Source organism: Leptospira mayottensis 200901116, from assembly GCF_000306675.2.
Lineage (GTDB): Bacteria > Spirochaetota > Leptospiria > Leptospirales > Leptospiraceae > Leptospira > Leptospira mayottensis.
The window spans coordinates 2805001-2824191 of sequence record NZ_CP024871.1 but is presented as its reverse complement, the minus strand read 5'-3'; the positions used below and the strand labels follow the sequence as shown (position 1 = coordinate 2824191).

The following is a 19191-nucleotide window of genomic DNA, read 5'->3' as shown; positions in this document are numbered from 1 at the left end:
CATTGAGAACTCCCACATTTTAATGCGAACTGACTAACTGAATTCTCTTTGAGTATTGATACATTTCTAAATAAAAAGAAAGAATCAGACGATCAATATTCGATTTATTCACCCAAAAGGCGCTCGCAATGAAACAAGCACTTACTTATCAAGATGGAAGTTCCAATAAATTTTGGAATATAGAAGTTCATGGAAATTCGTTTACAGTAACGTATGGAAAAATCGGAACGGCCGGACAAACCCAGACTAAAACATACGACAACGAAGACAAGTGTCTAAAAGAAGCGGAAAAACTTTTGAGTGAGAAGTTGAAGAAAGGATATCAAAGTTCCGGTGAAAGTGAACCTGCCGTTTCGGTTGTTTCTTCAAAGACGGAAGACAAAGAATCGAGAAAAAGTAAAACGGAACCAAAAGACGTCAAAGCCGAATCAAAGTCGGGAACAGATCAATCCGCAATAAACGACACATCCAACGAAACTCTACAAACCCATTCCAAAAATGGAAATCATAAAATTGAAGAGAAGAAATTAAAGGAACCGATTGAAAAGACTTTAGGGCTTTCTAAAGAAGATCTTTCCTTTCGTTCCGACATTACTCCGGTTCGTCCCAAAGAGGAGCCCAAAGCGTTCGAACTCAAAACAAGAATCGAAGGACTTTCTACTTTAAAAAAAGGAATCAATTGGCGGACCGTAGATTGGACAAATCAAAATATTCCGTTGTTTATGAGCAAACAAGAAGCTCATTTTTGGTTTTTAGCTCTGACTTGTATGGAGGGTTTGTCCGGCGACTATGAAGAAAAGGAAAACAAACGGACTATCCAAAAACTGCAAGATTTCTTAAGTTCCCAAACGATAGACGGAAATTTAACTCTTGAAAAAGGGATGGAATTTTTGGAGCGAAAAGAAGAAGCATGGGAAGAGAAAAAAATTACTCCTCCATCCTACATCGTATTCCCGTTCTACCATTTATTCGGCTTGGAAAAAACAATTCACTTTCTTGTGACTTACAATCACCCGAATGGTATGAAACAACAGGATTTGACCAACGGAAGTTACTACGAAGGTTTTGTTCGTCTCTTGCCGATTCTGGACGAATCAGAAAGAAAACTTTGTAAGGAGCTTATCAAACCACATCTAAAATCAAAAGAATTGGAAGAGGACGAAATCATCGCGCCTTATTTGATCGCCTTGGATCTGGGAATGAAAGAAGAATTGTTACCGATTGTGGAATCCTGGAAATCTAGGAAACCGGCCACAAACTATTTTTATTCTAACTATCGAAAAAACATTATTTTTGCATTAGAAAATCCTGAAATAGTAAAACGCAATATGCGTAAAATCGGACATTTATTCAATTCCGTGGAGGAAATAAAACAATGGCTTGGGATCACCGGTTATTCGGATTTGGAATGGGTGACACTTTCCGTCAAAGAGGTGTTCAACAACTACAACAATGAAGAATATAAGGAAATGCTAAAGTTATTTTTGGGCGTCAGGGCGCCGGAAGCCGCAAAACCGATGTTGCAACTTTACGCCGTTCCCAAGCTGGCTGCCGAAAGCAAAAACTGGTTTACGGAGCATCCTTATTTTGCGATCGAAGGCCTTGTTCCGGCGGTGTTAGACGAAGACAAAAAAAATTCCGAGTTGGCGATCGACATTCTACAATCTTTGTTCGCGAGAGGATATGGAGAAGTGATCGTTAGAGAAAGCTCGAAATCTTCTCCCGAGATCCAGGAAAAAATCAAAAACGAAATATTAGAAAATTCTACTTTTGCGGCAGAACCTTTCGACGATTCTACGACTCCTAGTTGGCTTTCCGATGCGATCAAAGCGGTTCCGAAAGGGAAAGCGATCTCCTGGGTCGTTGCGGAAGAACTTCCTCCGATACTCATCCAAAAGCGTAAATTGTCCGCTCAGCAAGTAACGGTCGTATTATCCGAGTTAAAAGAGAAAGGTCTCGAAGAAAGTTCTACTCTTTTAAAAAGTTTGAAAGAGCATGGGGAACCCACAAGTCTTGACAATTTCGTTTGGAAACTTTTCGAACTCTGGATTTCTCTCGGAGCTTCGAGCAAGGACAAATGGGCGTTTACCGCCTTAGGTAAGTTAGGTGGAGATAGGATCGCTCTCAAGTTGACTCCACTGATTAAAGTATGGCCTGGAGAATCCCAACACCAACGCGCGGTATTAGGTTTGGAAATTTTAAAAGCGATCGGTTCCGATACGGCTCTTATGCAGTTGAACGGAATCGCCCAAAAGGTGAAGTTTAAAGGTCTTAAAGAGATGGCCAATACCTTTATGGAATCGATCGCTAAGAAAAAGGGACTTAGAAAGTCGGAACTCGAAGATCGTGTGATTCCAGATTGCGGATTGGACGAGTATGGAAAACGCGAATTCGATTTTGGTTCTCGTAAGTTTCAGTTTGTCTTCGGTCCGGATCTGAAGCCGATGATAAAGGACGAAGACGGTAAAATCAAGGATGATCTTCCAAAGCCCAACTCGAAAGACGATGGGGACTTGGCAACTGCTTGTGTTGAGGAATGGAAGCTGATGAAAAAACAGATCCGTGAAGTCAGCAAGATCCAAGGGCAAAGAATGGAACAGGCTATGGTGACCGCAAGGAGATGGAAAGTAGAGGAATGGGAGATGCTGCTCGCCAAACATCCGTTAATGACACATATCGCGAAAACGATTCTTTGGTGGGTCCATTTTCCGGATCGAAATGATTCGATCGAAGTATTTCGTCTCACCGAAGAGCGAGACTACGCAGACATACATGACAAATCTTTAAACCTTCAAGGAGGATCTTACGTCGGCATCGTTCATCCGCTTTTACTTTCCGTGGAGGAAAAAAAATCTTGGGGGCAATTGTTTTCCGATTATGAAATTATTCCTCCGTTTTCTCAATTGGGAAGACCTGTTTACGTTCTTTCGGAAGAGGATAAAAACAAAAACGAAATTCCCGGGTTTAACAAACAAAAATTAAAAGCGGAGCAATTGGTATTCGGACTGGAGAAAATGGGTTGGTCTAGAGGTTCGGGTGGAGACGGAGGTGGTTTCGACGAACATTCCAAACAATTTCTTGGAGATGATGTAACTACGGTTATACGATACGATGGAGACGATCTTGCGTATGGGAATATAGGCGGTCAAAATTTGGACTTGGAAGGAGCTTATTTTGTCAAAGGACTTCGGGAACCTTCTTCTTACGAAAACAAGGAAACAAAACTTTCCTTGAAAGAAATCAATCCAGTCGCTTTCAGCGAAACCTTACATGCTTTGCTGCAGGTTTCCGGATTTTCCTATCCCGCCTCGAACGAAAGCGGTTTAAAAACGGCGCAGGACGCTCTACTGAAAAGTTTGAAAACTCCCGAGAAAAAAGAAGAAACATTCGATGAAATCGATTATACTGAAATTTACAACGGCTTCTCGGCTGCCTGGAAAAAATTTCTTTCCAATTCTCACGAGATCACAAAATCGAAAAATCACAAAAACATTCCCAAAATCACCCAACTGAGCATAATAAGTTCTGATAAGATTTCTTCTCTTCAAGAACTTAAACATTTCACAAAACTGGAAGAATTTGAAATCGCCGAACCCGTAAAAGACGCATCTATTTTGGCGGAACTCAAAAATCTGAAAAAAATCGAAATTCGAAATTGGGACGTGAAGGATCTTGCCGTTCTGAATTCCTGCACACAATTGGAGGAAGTGCAACTGAGATATATTGAAGGTTTCGAAAGTGATTTTGATTGCAGCGGTTTGTTAAAAGAATCCAAAGCAAAGATTGTTTTGGATTTTTCCCAAAATAAATTCGAACGTTTGCCCGATGCGGTGACCACTTTCCAAAGTCTCACTTCTCTTTCTCTGAATAATTGTAGTCTTTCGGAGATTCCGGAAAGTATGGGTAATCTGAAACGGCTTACGGAATTGAATCTAAGTCAAAATAAACTAACCTCGTTGCCCGCGAACTTAGGATCTTTGGATCAGTTAACCGAACTCGACATCAATTCCAATCAGTTTTCCACCATCCCGGAACCGGTATTGTCTCTCAAAAATCTCAAAACACTCTTGATTAGCTGGAATCAACTTTCTTCTCTACCCGACGACATCGGAAATCTCACCTCTTTGACGAATCTGAGTGTTCATGAAAATCAACTTTCCGGTCTTCCTACTTCGATTCAAAATCTGACTTCCTTAAAGAGGCTGGTTTTATCGAAAAATAAGTTTTCTGATTTTCCAGAACCGATTTTGTATTTAAGCAATTTAACAGATTTATTGTTAAATGGAAATCCCATTCGTAGCTTACCGGAAAGGATCGACAATCTGTCTCACCTCAAATCTTTAGACATCGAAAATACGTTGGTCGAGTCCTTGCCGGAAAGTATAGAGAAATTGACCCAGTTGGGAACTTTACGTTTAAAGGGGAGCAAGCCAAAGAAGTTCCGGACTTTTTAGACAACATGAAATCTCTTGCGAAGATTACTTTTGAAAGTGAAGAATTCAATAAACTCAAACAATGGTGTGAGTTCGAATATAAAGAATATATGAAACTGAAATCAAGTAAATTTCCGGTAGCTGCGACAAAGATCAAATGGCTGTTTTCCACAAAAGAGGCCGATTTTTTAAAACTCAACCAATGGGAAGTAAAACTAAAAATTTCCGAAATATACGACCGTAAGTCTGAGAAGTTCGCCTCCGAAGTGTATGCGTTAGCCGCCATATTAAAGGACCAGGGAATTTTTTCCATCGCCTCCCGAATGACTGGAGACCGATACATCAACACAAGGATTCCGTTCAATCGGGCTCGTTATTTTGCATTGACCGGTCAAAAGGAACCTATGTTGGAAGCGATTCGAAAAGCGATCCAATTAGGCAAGAAGCCGGAAGAATTCCTAGAGGAAAGCGATTTCGCTTCTTTCAAAACGGATCCGGACTTTTTGGAGGCGATCCATTCAAAATGTTGAAAGTGTGTAAAGAGTGGGTGCATTATATTTTTAAAATACATTTTTAAGCTTCGAGTGGAATGGTATATTTGGAAATATGCATGCAATTTTTTGCACATAAGACGTACGGATAGCGAATCGATCAGGGTGTACCTCTGCAAATGCCGCTTGGCTTCAAAGCGCAGAGTTCCGCTCTCGGTAACTCAGTCCTTCTCCCTATGGGTCGAAAGATAGTGGTCAAGAAATTGTATTTTATTTGGAATGGGTTTAGGATCTGTTTTATCAATTTCTTGACCCCGCTTCGATTGCTCACGCATCTAAAAACGGACAAACATTCGTTTAAGCCAAATGTGTATGAAATATATTTAAATTTTAAGATGTATTAAAATGATTACTCGTTTATTGCCTAGGAACACGAAGTATGAAATCGATCTTTTGCAAAAGAAAAAATAACGAATCAATTTGAGAATTTAGAAAATGAAAGAAAAGCAGAATTCACTTTTAGAAATTCAAAAACCTCCCGCAGAAAAGCTATACGCCGAGGAATTGGACCGGCTTAAAAAAAGGGATGAAACGAAACCGAAACCTTTTGGTTGGAACCTTTCTCCCCAGGCAGTCATTGATTTCGTGTTAGGCGATATGAATTTCGAAATTTCTCCCAAGTTTGTAGGAGAACGAAATTTCATCGAATGTTGTATCGTTGCTCTGGCCACCAATCGCGGACTCATGTTAATCGGAGAACCCGGAACCGCCAAAAGTTATTTGAGCGAACTTTTAGCGGCGGCGATTTCGGGAGATTCCTCTCTTACGATCCAAGGTAGCGCCGGGACCACGGAAGATCAGATCCGTTATTCTTGGAATTATGCTCTGATGCTTTCGGAAGGACCGTCCGAAAAATCCTTAGTTCCGGCGCCGATTTACGAAGGTATGAAGTTCGGTAAGATCGTTCGTTTTGAAGAACTTTCCCGTTGTCCGGGAGAAGTTCAAGATACGTTACTCTCCATATTAAGCGATAGGGTTTTACACATACCGGAATTGAACGGAGAAGAGAACGTACTCTTTGCAAAACAAGGATTTAATGTTATTGCTACTTCCAACACTCGCGACAGAGGAACCAACGAGATGAGTTCCGCTTTAAAGCGAAGATTTAATTTCGAAACGGTAGTGCCGATTTCGAATATTTCAGAAGAACAAGCGTTAGTAGAACGAGAAATGGAACGTTTGTTAAAACAAGCAAACGTTCCGGTAAAACTTCCGGAAGATTTGACTCAAGTGCTTGTGACCTGTTTTCACGAATTAAGAAATTCTAAAACGATTTCGGGAAAAGCTTTAGAGCCTTTGAGTTCAACCTTGAGTACCGCTGAAGCCGTCAGCGTTGGATTTTCAGCCGTTTTACACGCTTATTACTACGACGAAGGAAAAGTTAACGCGGGTCATATCGTTTCCAACATGCTTGGTTCCGGCGTAAAGGATTCTGTGGAAGATTTAAAAAAAATAAGACATTACTTTGACCAAGTAGCGGCATACAGAAACGAACGCCCTTGGTCCGAGTTTTATCGGTCGCGAAAACTTTTGGACCGGAATTCTTAACTATTATAAAAAATTCAAAAACAGAATATATTAGCTCTGGGAGCGGCTAAGGAATTAAGTCTTGGAATTTATAAAACATGAAATTTGAATATTTAAAAAAATGATTTTACGAAAAATTATAAAATCTGTTTCCGAATCTCTAAAAATCCGGTTGGGTTTTTGGCAAAAATGTGAACTTGTGGAGATTCTCGCAGATTGTGTTTTTTGACAAATTGAGCGCTTTTTTACTTTATTGAGTTGGACCAAATTATAATGAGCATTTTAAGGAGTTATGGCCCTTTCTTTTGAGAGAAAATCATTTTAGAAAAATATAGAACTTGTCCCAAAACTTCGATGGAAATATCATCGCGAATTTTTCACAAAATGAAGGAGTTCCCACAGATTGGCTATTTATTGGCTTTCAAATAGACTCTATTGTTGTTACGTTTTTGTTGGAGTTCCTATATTCTTAGGTTTTGGGACAGCTGATAATCGGTTAAGCAATGAAGTGTAATTCGTTTTAAAATTATGTTAAAGTTTGTTAGTTACTCCGTATTTTTACTTGTAAGAAGCGATTTAATATGAATTCGGTTTCCTTTTTTCCGGTAAGACATTATAGCGTGGCTGCGTCACTCGCTCTTGAAAAATACACGAACGAATTGCGGCCTTCTGCGATTTTAATCGAAGGTCCTTACGATTTTAATCCTAAGGTGGACGAGTTATTTTTACCTCACACATTGCCGATTGCAATTTATAGTTTCGTTAGAGACGAGGAGGGATTTTCCAGAGGAGCATATTATCCTTTTTGCGATTATTCTCCCGAATGGATTGCTCTCAAAACCGCTCGATCTTTACAAATCCCAGCGCGTTTTATCGATCTGCCTTGGGCAGATATTTGTTCGATCGAAGATTTTTCAAAAAAACAGACTTCGGAAACGATACTGTTGTATGACAACGAACCTTTTTGGAACAACGCATTCGTCCGTAATCTCTGCAAGAAAATGGGAGTTTCCAATTTCGACGATTTATGGGATGAACTTTTTGAAACAAATCACCTAACACAAATAAACGAATATCGAGAACGCGCTTCTCTCTTCTGTAATTATGTCCGAAAGGAAGATGCAGATTCCAAACAGACGATTCTGCAAAGAGAAGCCTTTATGGCGCATCAAATACGACTTGCACAAACGGAGTTCCAAGGTTCGATCCTGGTCGTGACTGGAGGTTATCATTCATCCGCACTTGAAGAAAGAATTTCTAAACCTCCCTCGATGGACGAACTCTCTTGGGCAAATCGGAAAGAAAGTTCCTATGATCGAGGAATCGCTTTGACTCCGTATTCGAATTCAAGATTGGGTGCGGAGAGCGGTTATCGTTCCGGTATGCCGAGTCCGGGGTTCTACGATTTTGTTTGGGAGAATTTTCGAAAAAACGAATCGTTCGATCACCGTCCATTTGTTCACAAGATCATGAAAATGTTGCACCAAAAAGGAGAACGGTCGAGTTCTGCGGATCGGATCGCTTCCGAAACTATGAGCAGGGCCTTAGCGGATCTACGAGGCCACAAAAACATTTGGAGAAGAGATCTGATCGACGGACTTCGTGCAACGCTTGTAAAGGATGAAATTGCAAGAGACGCGGGACATCCTTTACTCGATTCCATTTCGGAAGTGATGCGCGGTGATTGTATCGGTTGTTTAGCAGAAGGAACCTCCCTTCCTCCAATTGTTTCCGACATCGAAACTACATTAAAAAAAATGAATCTTTTAGCAAAACGGGAAAAGAAAATTCTCGAACTTCGGCTGATGAATTCGGAACAAAGGGAACAGAGTAAAGTTCTCCATTGTCTCCGCCTCTTAGGAATTGCCGGCTATTCTCTTTTGGAGAATACCGATATGATCTCTCGAAAGGATCTTGGAGACGTAAAAGAAAAATGGAATATTATCCAAGATAAGGAGTTCCATTCTTCCTGTATCGAAGCTGCTCGATACGGCGGAACGCTTTCCGAAGCCGCTACGGGATTTTTAAATTGGCGTATCCGTTTTGAAACGGATCCCGAGATCGCGGCTTCTTGTCTTATCGACGCTGCGTTAGCCGGTATTGGAAGGTGTTCGACCTTTTTATTGAAGCAACTTTCCGAGATTATTCCGAACGCGTTCGATTTTATCAGAGTGTGCGGTGCTTTGAACCATATCGTTTACTTATACGCATACGACGAAGTTTTAAAATTAGAAAACAGGGAAAGCTTAAAAGGGGTTTTACGGGAAACGTATCAGAGATGTCTCAACCTTTTGGATCGATTAGGAGTAACTTCCTCCCAAGGACTGGAACAAGCTCGAGGAATTCGGACGATCGTACAAACGTATCAGTATTGTTCTGAGTCTTTGGAGTTGTCTTTGGAGGAAATTAGAGACGTGTTATTTAGGGTCGGAGACGATTCTGAAATTGATCCTTTCGTTCGAGGCGCGGTTTGCGGGGCTCAATGGAAATTGAACTTAGCGTTAGCGGACGCGATTCTTATTCAGTTAAATTCATTTTACGATTCCTCTGTATTGGGAGATTTTTTATCCGGACTTTTTTTAATCGCTCGCGAAACCGTTCAAAGGGATAAAATCCTGTTAACCGCCTTAAACAATAAAATATCAGAATTATCGTATATAGAATTTTTAGAGGCCCTGCCTGCGCTTCGGATGGCTTTTACTTTTTTCACTCCGAGAGAAAAACATCAAATAGGTCGGAATTTATCCGAGATTATAAACCCCCCCGTGGACGAACTAACCGATCAAGAGGATTTAAAAACGGTTCTCAGGGCGATTGAATTTGAGAGAATCCTATTTGAAAACGCGTCCAAATATGGAACTCGAATTACTTAGGAGAAATTCTTGTTTAAGCTCTATCAATGAAAAGCCTAAAATTTAGAGAAAAAATATAAGTGAAAAACATGATGTATAAAAAAGAGATCAGAGTCTTGCGCGCATTTGAATTTCAGTATAAGGAAAAGTCGTTTTATGAAACGGCGCTTCGATTTATGAACGTGAATAAAATCCGAGTTCTCCTTATATAAAAATAAAAAAGTATAATATTAAATAATTTATATATATGAAAGACGATTTTACTGCACTGATTCGATGGAAACTCATCCTGGGTAACGGTTCCGAACAATCTTTAGGAAACCAGACGTTTTCGGAAGAACAACAAAGAATGGACCGGGCGATCGAATACCTTTATGGAAGAGCATACGGAACGGATCGTGACGGTGGAGAAGGGCGTAACGTACGATCCTCCGGAATGGACGATTCCGATCTGACCGTTCCCTTATGGATCAACGAAATACACGAACTTTTCCCAAAAAAAACGATCGAAAGAATCGAAAAAGACGCATTGGAACGTTATCAAGTAATAGAGATGGTAACCAGTCCGGAACTTTTAAAACGAGCCTCGCCTAACGTAACTCTTTTAAAAGCGGTATTACAAACTCAACATTTGATGAGCCTAGAAGTGTTAAACCTCGCCCGCGAACTCGTACGAAAGGTTGTAGAAGAATTGATGAAGAAATTGGAAACTACGATTTTAACTCCTTTTCAAGGGGTGAAGAATAGGAATCAACGTTCTTCCCTAAGAATTTATAAAAACTTCGACGTAAAAAATACCATACGCGCCAATTTAAAACATTATGATATTGCATCGAAAAGATTGATTCTGCAAAAGCCCTTGTTTCATTCTAGGATTCATCGTTCGGTAGCGGAACGCTGGCAATTGATCATTCTCGTGGATCAATCGGGAAGTATGTTGGGTAGTGTCATACATTCGGCCGTTACAGCTTCCATCTTATGGGGAATCAAATCGATAAATACCCGTTTGATTCTTTTTGATACGAACGTAGTGGACGTAACTGATTATTGCTTAGATCCGGTGGAAACTCTCATGAAAGTTCAGTTAGGCGGAGGTACGGATATCGGTTTTGCGCTTTCGTATGCGGAGGAAAAAATCATAAACCCGCGCAGAACAATGATTGTTCTAATCAGCGATTTTGAAGAAGGAGGCCCGCTTTCCAAACTCGTTTCCACTACGCTTCGTTTGGTGGAAAGCGGAGTTAAAGTATTGGGCTTGGCCGCATTAGACGAAATTGCAAATCCGAGATATGCGAGAGAAATTGCGGAGAAACTCGTAAAAGTAGGCGCCGAAATCGCTGCGATGACTCCCGGAGAACTCGCGGATTGGGTGAGTGAAAAGATCAGGTAATAAAAACGATGCGCCAAGACATTCTCTCTTTATCCTTGCAAGAACTGGAAATTTTAACGAGCAAAGGAACGGTAAATCGAGCCTTAAAAGATATAGAATCAGGAATCAAAGGCGAATGGAAAGAAACCGAAGACGGAAATATTGAAGTTGTTTGGGAAGATTCGGTTGTTTGCGTTTTACCTGGATCGGTTTTAATTCAAGAAGCGGATTGTACCTGTCTTTCGACGGGAGTTTGCAGACATATCATCCGTACGGTTGTCGCTTATCAAAAACGAATCGCCGATTACAAACCCGGCGTTGCATGGAATCCGGGAAACGTAACGGATGAAAGTTTACGATCTTTTGTATCGGCTTCTTCTTTTGCTAAAGCCAAATCCATTTTTGATTCGGGTGTTGTTGTAGAATTGGATCGGACGGACTCCCCGTTCGCTAAAATACACGGAATTGGAACGGTTCACTTTCCCGTGCCGAACGATATTCGATACGCTCGAGCGGATTGTAAAGGAGCCTTAGCTGATCAAGCGATCGCGATCGCGGTTTTTGCATTTCGGATAACGTATGAGGAAAAGAAACTCGTTTCTACAAACATTCAAGAAACCGATATTTCCTCTCAAATAACTAATCGTGCAGATGAAATTTTCAAAGAAATTATCCTATTCGGATTACAGGGAGTCGGAGAATATTTTAAAGACAGATTGTCCTGGTTGGAACGCTCTTGTATCGAAGAAGGACTGGTATGGCCTGCGGATATTTTGTCCGAATTACAAGAAGAGTATTCGAAGTATGTTTCGCACGACTCCTTGTTCGACCCGGATCAAGTCGTTTATCTTTTAGGAGAATGGTTTGTCCGTACGGATGCGTTGAAATCTAATCAGAGAGAGGTTCCTTCTCTGGCAATCAGCGGAGACACGAAAGTATATTCTTCGGAATTACTCTCCCGAAGTTTGGCTGGGTTAGGTTCGGAAATCCAAGTTTTGAAAAAGGGTCTTGTGGTTCGTTCTTACTTTGCGGATTCAAAGTCCAAAGAAGTCTTGTTATACGAACGTTTTTTAGAAAACTCTTCCGAGAAGAAAGTAATAGGGAATATTTCTATTATGAAAGGGGTTTCACTTTTAGATTTCGGAAAAAGTTCCATAATCAGTTCTTCGATCAAAAAAACGGCGGCAGGAAGATTGCAATTTAGCAGTAAAGCGATTTTGAATCCTCAAACGTTTTACTTTGATTCTTTAAGCGCGAAGATTGTTTCCGATGATTTCCATAAAACGATAAGAATTATCTCTGAAAAACCTCCTCGATCTTTGGGGCCTCGTTGGGCGGCTGAAAATTTTTACGTTTTTAAAATCGAACAATTCGAAAACTTTTACTTTGATACTGTTTTACAACGGTTCCATTTGGAAGTAATAGATAAGAATGGATCGGTGGCGGACGTTTATCTTCCGTATTTTGGAAAGGCGGCGGATGGATTGGAAAATCTAAAGCACGCGTTAGACAATTCTTTACTGCATTACGTCTGCGGAATGGCCAGCGTTATGACGGGTCGACTTCGGATAAGACCGGTCTCGCTCGTGATCGAACAAAACGGAAGTCGTAAAATGTTACAACCTTACTTGGATCCAAAATCCGAATCGAGCGGTTCCAACTTTCAAATTTTAGATCGACCTCCTCAAGAAATGGATCCTTTGAAAGAGTATATTAATGAATTAAAATATATAATTTCCGAAGTGTATCTTGTCGGTATAGAACAATCTTACAATGTAAATCATTGGAGGCAACTTGTACAAAAATTCGAAACGTTAGGATTAAAAAGAATTTCAACTCTTTTAAAATCCGTGATCTATTCGATGCAAGCTACGAACGTAAATTATGTTTCCCCCATTTTCACTTTGACCGCTTTGATTTGTCTTGCTCGGGAAATAGAAATCGATATGGAATGTTGAAGTTTGTTAGAATACCTTAAAATGATCGGCATTTTAAAAAAATAAAGTATTTTTTGAATATCCTATTTTCGTTTATCGAACTCACTCTAAAATTAGGATAAAATTTCAAGTCAATGAGTCCCTTATGTAATCTTCAAAATAAAAACTGGATCCGTGTTGATTCAAAAAATTAAATTAGCTTTAATGGCGCTCTACGTTGTAACCGAAAATTATAGGTGAATTTTATTTCAAAAAAAAATCTTTCGGGATGTTTTCGTTTTTTTTAATATAACTGATTATATTTTCAACTTACATGATGCGGGTGTTGTTTTAAGAGGAAAAACTTTGAGTCTTCTCTGTTGTGAAGTTCGTGATTCTAACCGAATGCAAATCGTAGTAAGTCTGATGGGCAAATTAATTTGAAAAGAAGTCTAAGCGAAATATTTCGAAATTGGAAATGTTTGAATTGAAGCGATAAAAGAAAATATAAACAAGAAAATACCAAATATATAAATCCCATAGGTGATAGTAAGTGAGTTTTGTAAGTGATTTCAAAAACCGTAAACCAAAGTGTGTGTTTTATTTCAGGAATGAAATCGAAATATTTAAAATAAGAATCAAACAAATAAAAAATAGTGATTCGTTTTACTATGCTCAGTCTTGTTTTTACTTACTATGAAAATGAAAAAAGACGAAAGTCGTTTTAGGGGAATCAACTGTTTACGGGTCTGCTATTGCTTCAAGGATTATCGAAGTCGTCGAATATCCTTGCACGAACGGAATCACAGTGAATACACTACAATCAATCCACTTGGAATCCGATTTTCCGCAGACAATACTAAGCATACAACGTTGATGAGTAATCCGAAATGTGGCTTTAGTGATTTTAGAGTAATGGGTTATTAAGAACCTGTCTTAAAAACCTTAAAAGAAATCAGTTATAATCATTCAGTAAGTTCGTAATAAAATATAGAAGTTCTCACAAATTACGTCCTTTTAGTAGTTTAGGAGCTTTCGAGTATATTTTATAATTGTTAAGTTCTTGTCTAACTCCTAGATTCCGAGGTTTTTAAGACAGGCTCTAAAGGAATCCAAAGCGAAGATTGCTTTGGATTTTTTCCAAATTAAATTCGAACGCTTTCCAGATGCGGTAATCACTTTTCAAAGTCTTACTTCTCTTTGGGATGTAATTTTTCGGAGATTCCGGAAAGTATCGGAAATTTAAAACAATTGATCTATCTTAGTCTCGACTCTAACTCTAATCAGCTTACGACCGTCCCGGAAGCAGTATTCTCCTTAAAGAATCTGAAGATTCTTGATGTCCGATGGAATCGGATCACATCGTCGTCGGAAAACTTGGAAAAACTTTCCTCTCTACAATATCTCAACATTCACGACAATCAGATTTCTTCTCTTCCTTCTTCGATTCAAAATCTGACTTCCTTAAAGAAATTGAATTTATCGAAAAATAATTTTTCTGATTTTCCCGAACCGATTTTGCATTTGAAGAGTTTAACAAATTTAACGTTAAGCGAAAATCCGATTCGTATGTTACCGGAAAAGATCAACAATCTGGTTTCTTTAAAAGTCTTGGGAGTCGAAAGTACGTTGATCGAGTCCTTGCCGGAAAGCGTAGAGAAATTAACCGATTTGGAAACATTACATTTCAAAAAGACCGGAATCAAAGACGTTCCTGATTTTCTTACCAACATGAAATCTCTTACAACAATCTATTTTGAAAGTGAAGAATTCAATAAACTCAAACAATGGTGTGAGTTTGAATATAAGAAATATATGGCACAGCTTAAATCTCAGAAATTTCCGGAAGCTGCGACAATGAACAAATAGCTGTTTTCCGAAATTATAGAATCTATCTCAAAAATACTTTATCTTTGTTTAAAGTATCCGTTGAACATTTTAAGACATTTTTGAGACAAGTTCTATTATGTTTTTAAGTTGGGAATGCCCCGCGCTCGGATAAAAGAATAACGCTGCTTTAATGAGTGTTATCTTAAAACTTAAACGCGATAGAATTCCAAGTTATCGCGCAGAGGATCGGGGAGGCTTCCCAAGGCGTTGAGATACTTCTTATAACGGTTTTCTATTTCGGTATATTTTCGATTTCTAATGTTGGTGAATCGGTTATGAATTTCGGCAAAAGCCGGAGTTTTTGCCACCTTATCCCGGACTTGTCTGCTGAATGGAATATGTCTGTAAAAAATTCCGCGAACTACTTTATTGAGTCTTTGAACCCCGTCGGCTTCGTATTTCATCCAGAGTTGATAGTCGTTTGCAAATATATCCCGATCGTTTCGGAAACGTTTAAAATCGGAAGCCAACTTCTCTTTGATCTCCATCGAAAGATCTTTGTTTTTTTTAAAGAATTGAATATAATCTGTATAATCCGCAGTGATCGAGGGATTTCCCACGTTGTTCCATTCTGCGCCGAGAATGGATTTAGTCAATTCCCAACGAAATGCGGCAAGAGCGTCCGCGACCATCGTCTTAAGATCCCCTTGAGCAAAAATAGGAATTACGATTCTTCCCGGACTTTCTTTGGAACCGGCTCCTCTGTGAATGGACAGATCCTGCCACATCATCACTTTGGTTCCGATCGAAGGGACTAAGATAAAATCGGGAATCACACATTTTTGAATGAATTCTTTGGTGATTCCTAATTCGTTATTATTGTATATGACTTCCCGATGGAAAACGGAATAATCGATCCCCATCAGTTCGTGGATCACTTCCTGTAAAATTTCTTTGGAAACGTACGATTTATCAATCGCCATCTGACTGTGAAACTTAGTTAAAATTGGAAAGTGGGTCGCCGGACTACCTGAAGTGAGTCTAACGTTAGCTTCGTAAAGAGAAGCGAACTCGAACTTGAGTCTTGTATCTGGATTGTCCAATTCTGGCGGGATATCTGATTCTTTTTTGATAGGGAGGTTTCTATTTTCCAGTTTCACCTTTTCGAAAAAGTTCTGCCCCATCTCATCCAAGGAAGTTGGAACTTCTCTTTTATAGACTTTTTCTAACCATTCCGTTCCAAGTGAAATCGGAATATCTGAAGCGGGATTTACAGAATCCTTTTGAGTATACATGAAGGCGATCTGAGAATCGTCCACCATCGTCTCATCGAAATAGCCGTATTTCAGCATCAGCTCGACTGCTTTGGGAACGTTTCGATTGGAGTTCATGTACTTCACAAAACATTCCTGATACATATCCCAGTAATGTCTTCCAAGAGTTCTTCTGATCTTCCTATTATCACCTTCCGGATCGAGAGGATTTTTCAGACTTTTCACCTTAACCATCAAGGCGGAAAATTCTTTTACTTTTTCTGCTTCTAAACCAGAGAATTGGATGATGACCGATGCGGAATTATCAAGTTCCTGACGGATCGCATTGATATCCACGCCTGCTGCGACAGACGAAGTGGTGGGCGTTTGGACTTTCGGAGAAGTTTCTTCCAATTTTTTCATCAACGAACTCGCCTTGGATTGAAAGGCTTGTGTGTTCAAAGAAAGGTTGGCGACTGGAATTCCAAAAAGTGCTTGGTGGCCGTTTTTATACTTTTCGATTTTTCCCGCAATTGCACCTAACACGGGTACTACGTATTCCACGGGAGCAGTTCCATATCCCGACAAGGTGATGTCTAAGATGAGATAGAATTTTTCTACGAGGCTATTTTCTCCTACGAAGAATCTACGGAATGCTTCATCTAAATCGGTGAGACAAGTCTTGAGGATTCCAGAAATTTGATCCAATACGTTAGCCAACTTGGAACAAACATAGAGGAGCATAGAAGGATCGGCGGTGAATAACGCGTTCAGGATTTTAGGATCCTGCACAATGAGCTTCCGGATAAAACTGAATTCTCCGTCCTGAAAGTCGATTTCCTCTGGATACAATCTCGTAAGTTGAGATTCGTGCTCCTCTTCCAAAAATTGAGGACTCGGTCTGTCAGGTAGAAGTCCACCATTGTCAAAAAATAATTTCAAATTCTCCCGACAAAGACGCATGACCGGGTCTACTACGTCAGCCGAAACCTCCGGAATTGGAGAGCCGGGTTTGATATCCGGAAATACGCTCGGATTAAATTGGTAGTAGAGAATAGAAAGATTGTCGTTTATTTTTTCAATATCTGAAGTGATCTTTCGGATCTGGTTGGATTTTTTAAAAAGTTCCGTGATCTCTCGAAGTAGGGTTCGTGCGACCATTAGTCCTAGAGAAACACGTGACCCCACACTTTTTCCGATTGTGTCTCGATTCATCGTGTAAGTGGAAATCACACAGGCTTCTTCCGCTTGAATGTGGAAAGGATATCTGCCGCTTGTAAAAAGAGCTACGGATCCGGGGGTTAAGTTGGCGCCGTTTAGTTTAAAAAGTTCGAGTTTTCTTCCTCCTGGCACTTCGGTCAGGTAACGAACCGTTCCACCGTGAAGCACGTTTAGAGTGTTTGCGGAAGAACCTTCCGCAAATAATAAAGTTCCCGCGGGGGCTTTGGCTTGTTGTTGTGGAACTGAAGGATCAAATGTCATATCGAGGTTTTAATGAAAAAGAAACTATTTCTTCTCCATAGAGAAAACAATTTTTTTGAGAAGACGTTAAAAAACCGGATTTCACTTTTTTAGTTTTCAGCATGATTCTCGTTCAACTTGACTCCTTATGCCTCCTAAAGACCATACCGGAAGAATGAACCAAATAGAAAAGCTACTTCGTGTTTCCAGAATCGGAATGATTACAAATCAGAGCGCTTTCGGGTCGAATGGGGAATACCACTTTCAAATCATTCGAAGGCGTTACGATCTGAAAAAAATATTTCTCCCAGAACACGGACTTTTTGCGGAACTTCAAGACCAGGTTTCCGGTTCGAGTTTGAAATACAATCTGGACAAAGTGGAATTTATCAATCTCTACGGAGATCAAGAATCCAGTTTGGTGCCCGATTCGGTTTCTTTGGACGGTTTGGACGTAGTTATCATAGACATAAGAGATACAGGCGCGCGTTATTATACCTTTCTAACGACTGCATATTATTTTTTGGAAGAGATCGACAAGTGGAATTCTTCTGGAAAAACGGAAATTTCTGTAGTCGTTTTCGATTCGCCTAATCCGGCGGGAAAAAAAGTTGAAGGTTCCCCTTTGCAAAAAGAATTCGAATCCTTTGTCGGGGTCAGAAGCGTTTTACATCGTCACGGTTTGACTCCGGGAAAGCTGCTTTCTTATTATCAAAAAGAATTTTCCTTAAACGTAAAAATCCGGATCGTAAACAAGGGGTGGTACGAAAAAAAAGATTCCGAATTTCTTTGGATTCCACCATCTCCGAATATTCCGTTTTTCTCCACTTGTTATGTTTATTCGGGGCAATGTCTTTTGGAAGGTACCAATCTTTCCGAAGGAAGGGGAACTACGAGGCCTTTTGAAACGTTCGGAGCTCCTTACATTGACGAACAGGAAGATCACATCCGAAAGGCGCTAGAACAATCTCAAAAAGGGAACGTGATTTTAAGGCCTTTGAAATTTATTCCTACCTTTCATAAATATAAGGACGAAATTTGTGGAGGTTTTCAAATCCTGTTAAAAGAACCGGAGAAGTTTCACAGCCTATTTTTCACCTTAAAATTGATCCGAATGTTGAGGGAAGAATATCCAAATGACTTTGCTTACAGGTCAGGCGCGTACGAATTTAGATCGGATCTTCCTGCAATCGAATTACTCGTAGGAGATCGTTTCTTGCTCGATTATCTGGGTGGAAAATATTCGGATTCTTTTGTATTTGAATATCTGAATGAACAAGAACTGCTTTGGAAGAAAAAATGTAAGACGATGAAACTTATTTAAAATTGGAATTTGTTCTAAAGCTTGCTTATGGTTTATTAAACGGTTTTTACTGATCTATGGCGGACTTTCGAGGAAAAATAGAACATTTTGAGATGTAATCTAATTTCTAAGTATTCAATCCATTTCAATACCTTTTGAGGTTTTGTGTTTTGCAAACTTTGCGTTTTTGGCAGAAATTTGACTTCCTAAAATATGAAAACGTATATAAAAGTAATGCTTTGGAACAGAGTGACAATATTAAAAATTTATAACCTATGATTCTGAAAAGATTATAATAGAGTATTATTAATTCTGCATATAAAAGACAGGTGAAGATTTTTTCTTAACAGGTTCCGCTAGTAGCTATTAGAGAGACGTTACGTTCTATTTTAGAAAGGTAGGGTCGTAAAATCAAATGATGTATAAAGAATAAGAACTGCCTTAAAAATCTCGGAATATAGGAGCCTTGACGAGAACTTAACAATTAGAAAAAATATATCTCTACCGTTTGATTTTTGTATTTAGAATCTTCTCAAAACGGAGTTCCCATAGGGATAGGAAATTTTCAAATGAGAAAGAAAGCCGGAATAGGTAAACCAACCGTGAGAACCAAATATTTCCGGGGCTTTTTCGATATGCATTTCCTGGGCGGGCATAAAGCTGAATCCGATTAAAAAAAATCTATCTCCATTTCGG

General features: G+C 39.5%; 10 protein-coding genes (1 of these 10 only partly in view). 8 read left to right on the top strand and 2 right to left on the bottom strand.

All coding sequences use genetic code 11. The features are described from left to right. Positions 1 to 128 precede the first annotated feature (128 nt). The 7 genes from LEP1GSC190_RS12800 to LEP1GSC190_RS12775 all read left to right on the top strand — a co-directional run bounded on the left by LEP1GSC190_RS12800 (position 129) and on the right by LEP1GSC190_RS12775 (position 14517). Entirely contained in the window at positions 129 to 4454 is a 4326-nt protein-coding gene (locus LEP1GSC190_RS12800; protein ID WP_002745229.1) for a DUF4132 domain-containing protein, read from the top strand. Between the two features lie 5 nt (positions 4455 to 4459). Then, positions 4460 to 4963, top strand: a complete 504-nt coding sequence (locus LEP1GSC190_RS21165; protein ID WP_002745226.1) for a TPR end-of-group domain-containing protein — start codon at positions 4460 to 4462, stop codon at positions 4961 to 4963. A 456-nt stretch (positions 4964 to 5419) separates the two neighbouring features. Continuing rightward, positions 5420 to 6532 (top strand): ATP-binding protein, encoded by a 1113-nt coding sequence (locus tag LEP1GSC190_RS12795; protein WP_002745126.1) that lies wholly within the window; start codon positions 5420 to 5422, stop codon positions 6530 to 6532. A 560-nt stretch (positions 6533 to 7092) separates the two neighbouring features. After that, positions 7093 to 9384, top strand: coding sequence for a DUF5682 family protein (locus LEP1GSC190_RS12790; protein ID WP_002745239.1), 2292 nt, complete (start codon positions 7093 to 7095; stop codon positions 9382 to 9384). A 226-nt stretch (positions 9385 to 9610) separates the two neighbouring features. Next, positions 9611 to 10753, top strand: a complete 1143-nt coding sequence (locus LEP1GSC190_RS12785) for a VWA domain-containing protein (protein ID WP_002745264.1) — start codon at positions 9611 to 9613, stop codon at positions 10751 to 10753. An 8-nt stretch (positions 10754 to 10761) separates the two neighbouring features. Beyond that, positions 10762 to 12690 (top strand): hypothetical protein, encoded by a 1929-nt coding sequence (locus tag LEP1GSC190_RS12780; RefSeq protein WP_002745207.1) that lies wholly within the window; start codon positions 10762 to 10764, stop codon positions 12688 to 12690. Between the two features lie 1158 nt (positions 12691 to 13848). Beyond that, positions 13849 to 14517, top strand: a complete 669-nt coding sequence (locus LEP1GSC190_RS12775) for a leucine-rich repeat domain-containing protein (protein WP_338034128.1) — start codon at positions 13849 to 13851, stop codon at positions 14515 to 14517. A gap of 170 nt (positions 14518 to 14687) precedes the next feature. Here the strand turns inward: LEP1GSC190_RS12775 and LEP1GSC190_RS12770 are convergent, their stop codons facing one another. After that, the gene (locus LEP1GSC190_RS12770; RefSeq protein WP_002745167.1) at positions 14688 to 17213 is read right to left on the bottom strand and encodes a cyclic nucleotide-binding domain-containing protein; all 2526 of its coding nucleotides are present in this window, start codon (positions 17211 to 17213) and stop codon (positions 14688 to 14690) included. 127 nt (positions 17214 to 17340) lie between these two features. Between LEP1GSC190_RS12770 and LEP1GSC190_RS12765 the strand changes: the two genes are divergently transcribed. Next, positions 17341 to 18516, top strand: a complete 1176-nt coding sequence (locus tag LEP1GSC190_RS12765) for a DUF1343 domain-containing protein (protein WP_002745222.1) — start codon at positions 17341 to 17343, stop codon at positions 18514 to 18516. Positions 18517 to 19016: 500 nt separating this feature from the next. On the opposite strand, the gene LEP1GSC190_RS12760 is transcribed toward LEP1GSC190_RS12765, so the two are convergent. Next, on the bottom strand, positions 19017 to 19191 hold the final stretch of the coding sequence (locus LEP1GSC190_RS12760; protein ID WP_036047528.1) for a DUF4846 domain-containing protein. It continues 644 nt past the right edge of the window; only the last 175 of its 819 coding nucleotides appear in the window; the start codon falls outside the window, past its right edge; it ends in the stop codon at positions 19017 to 19019.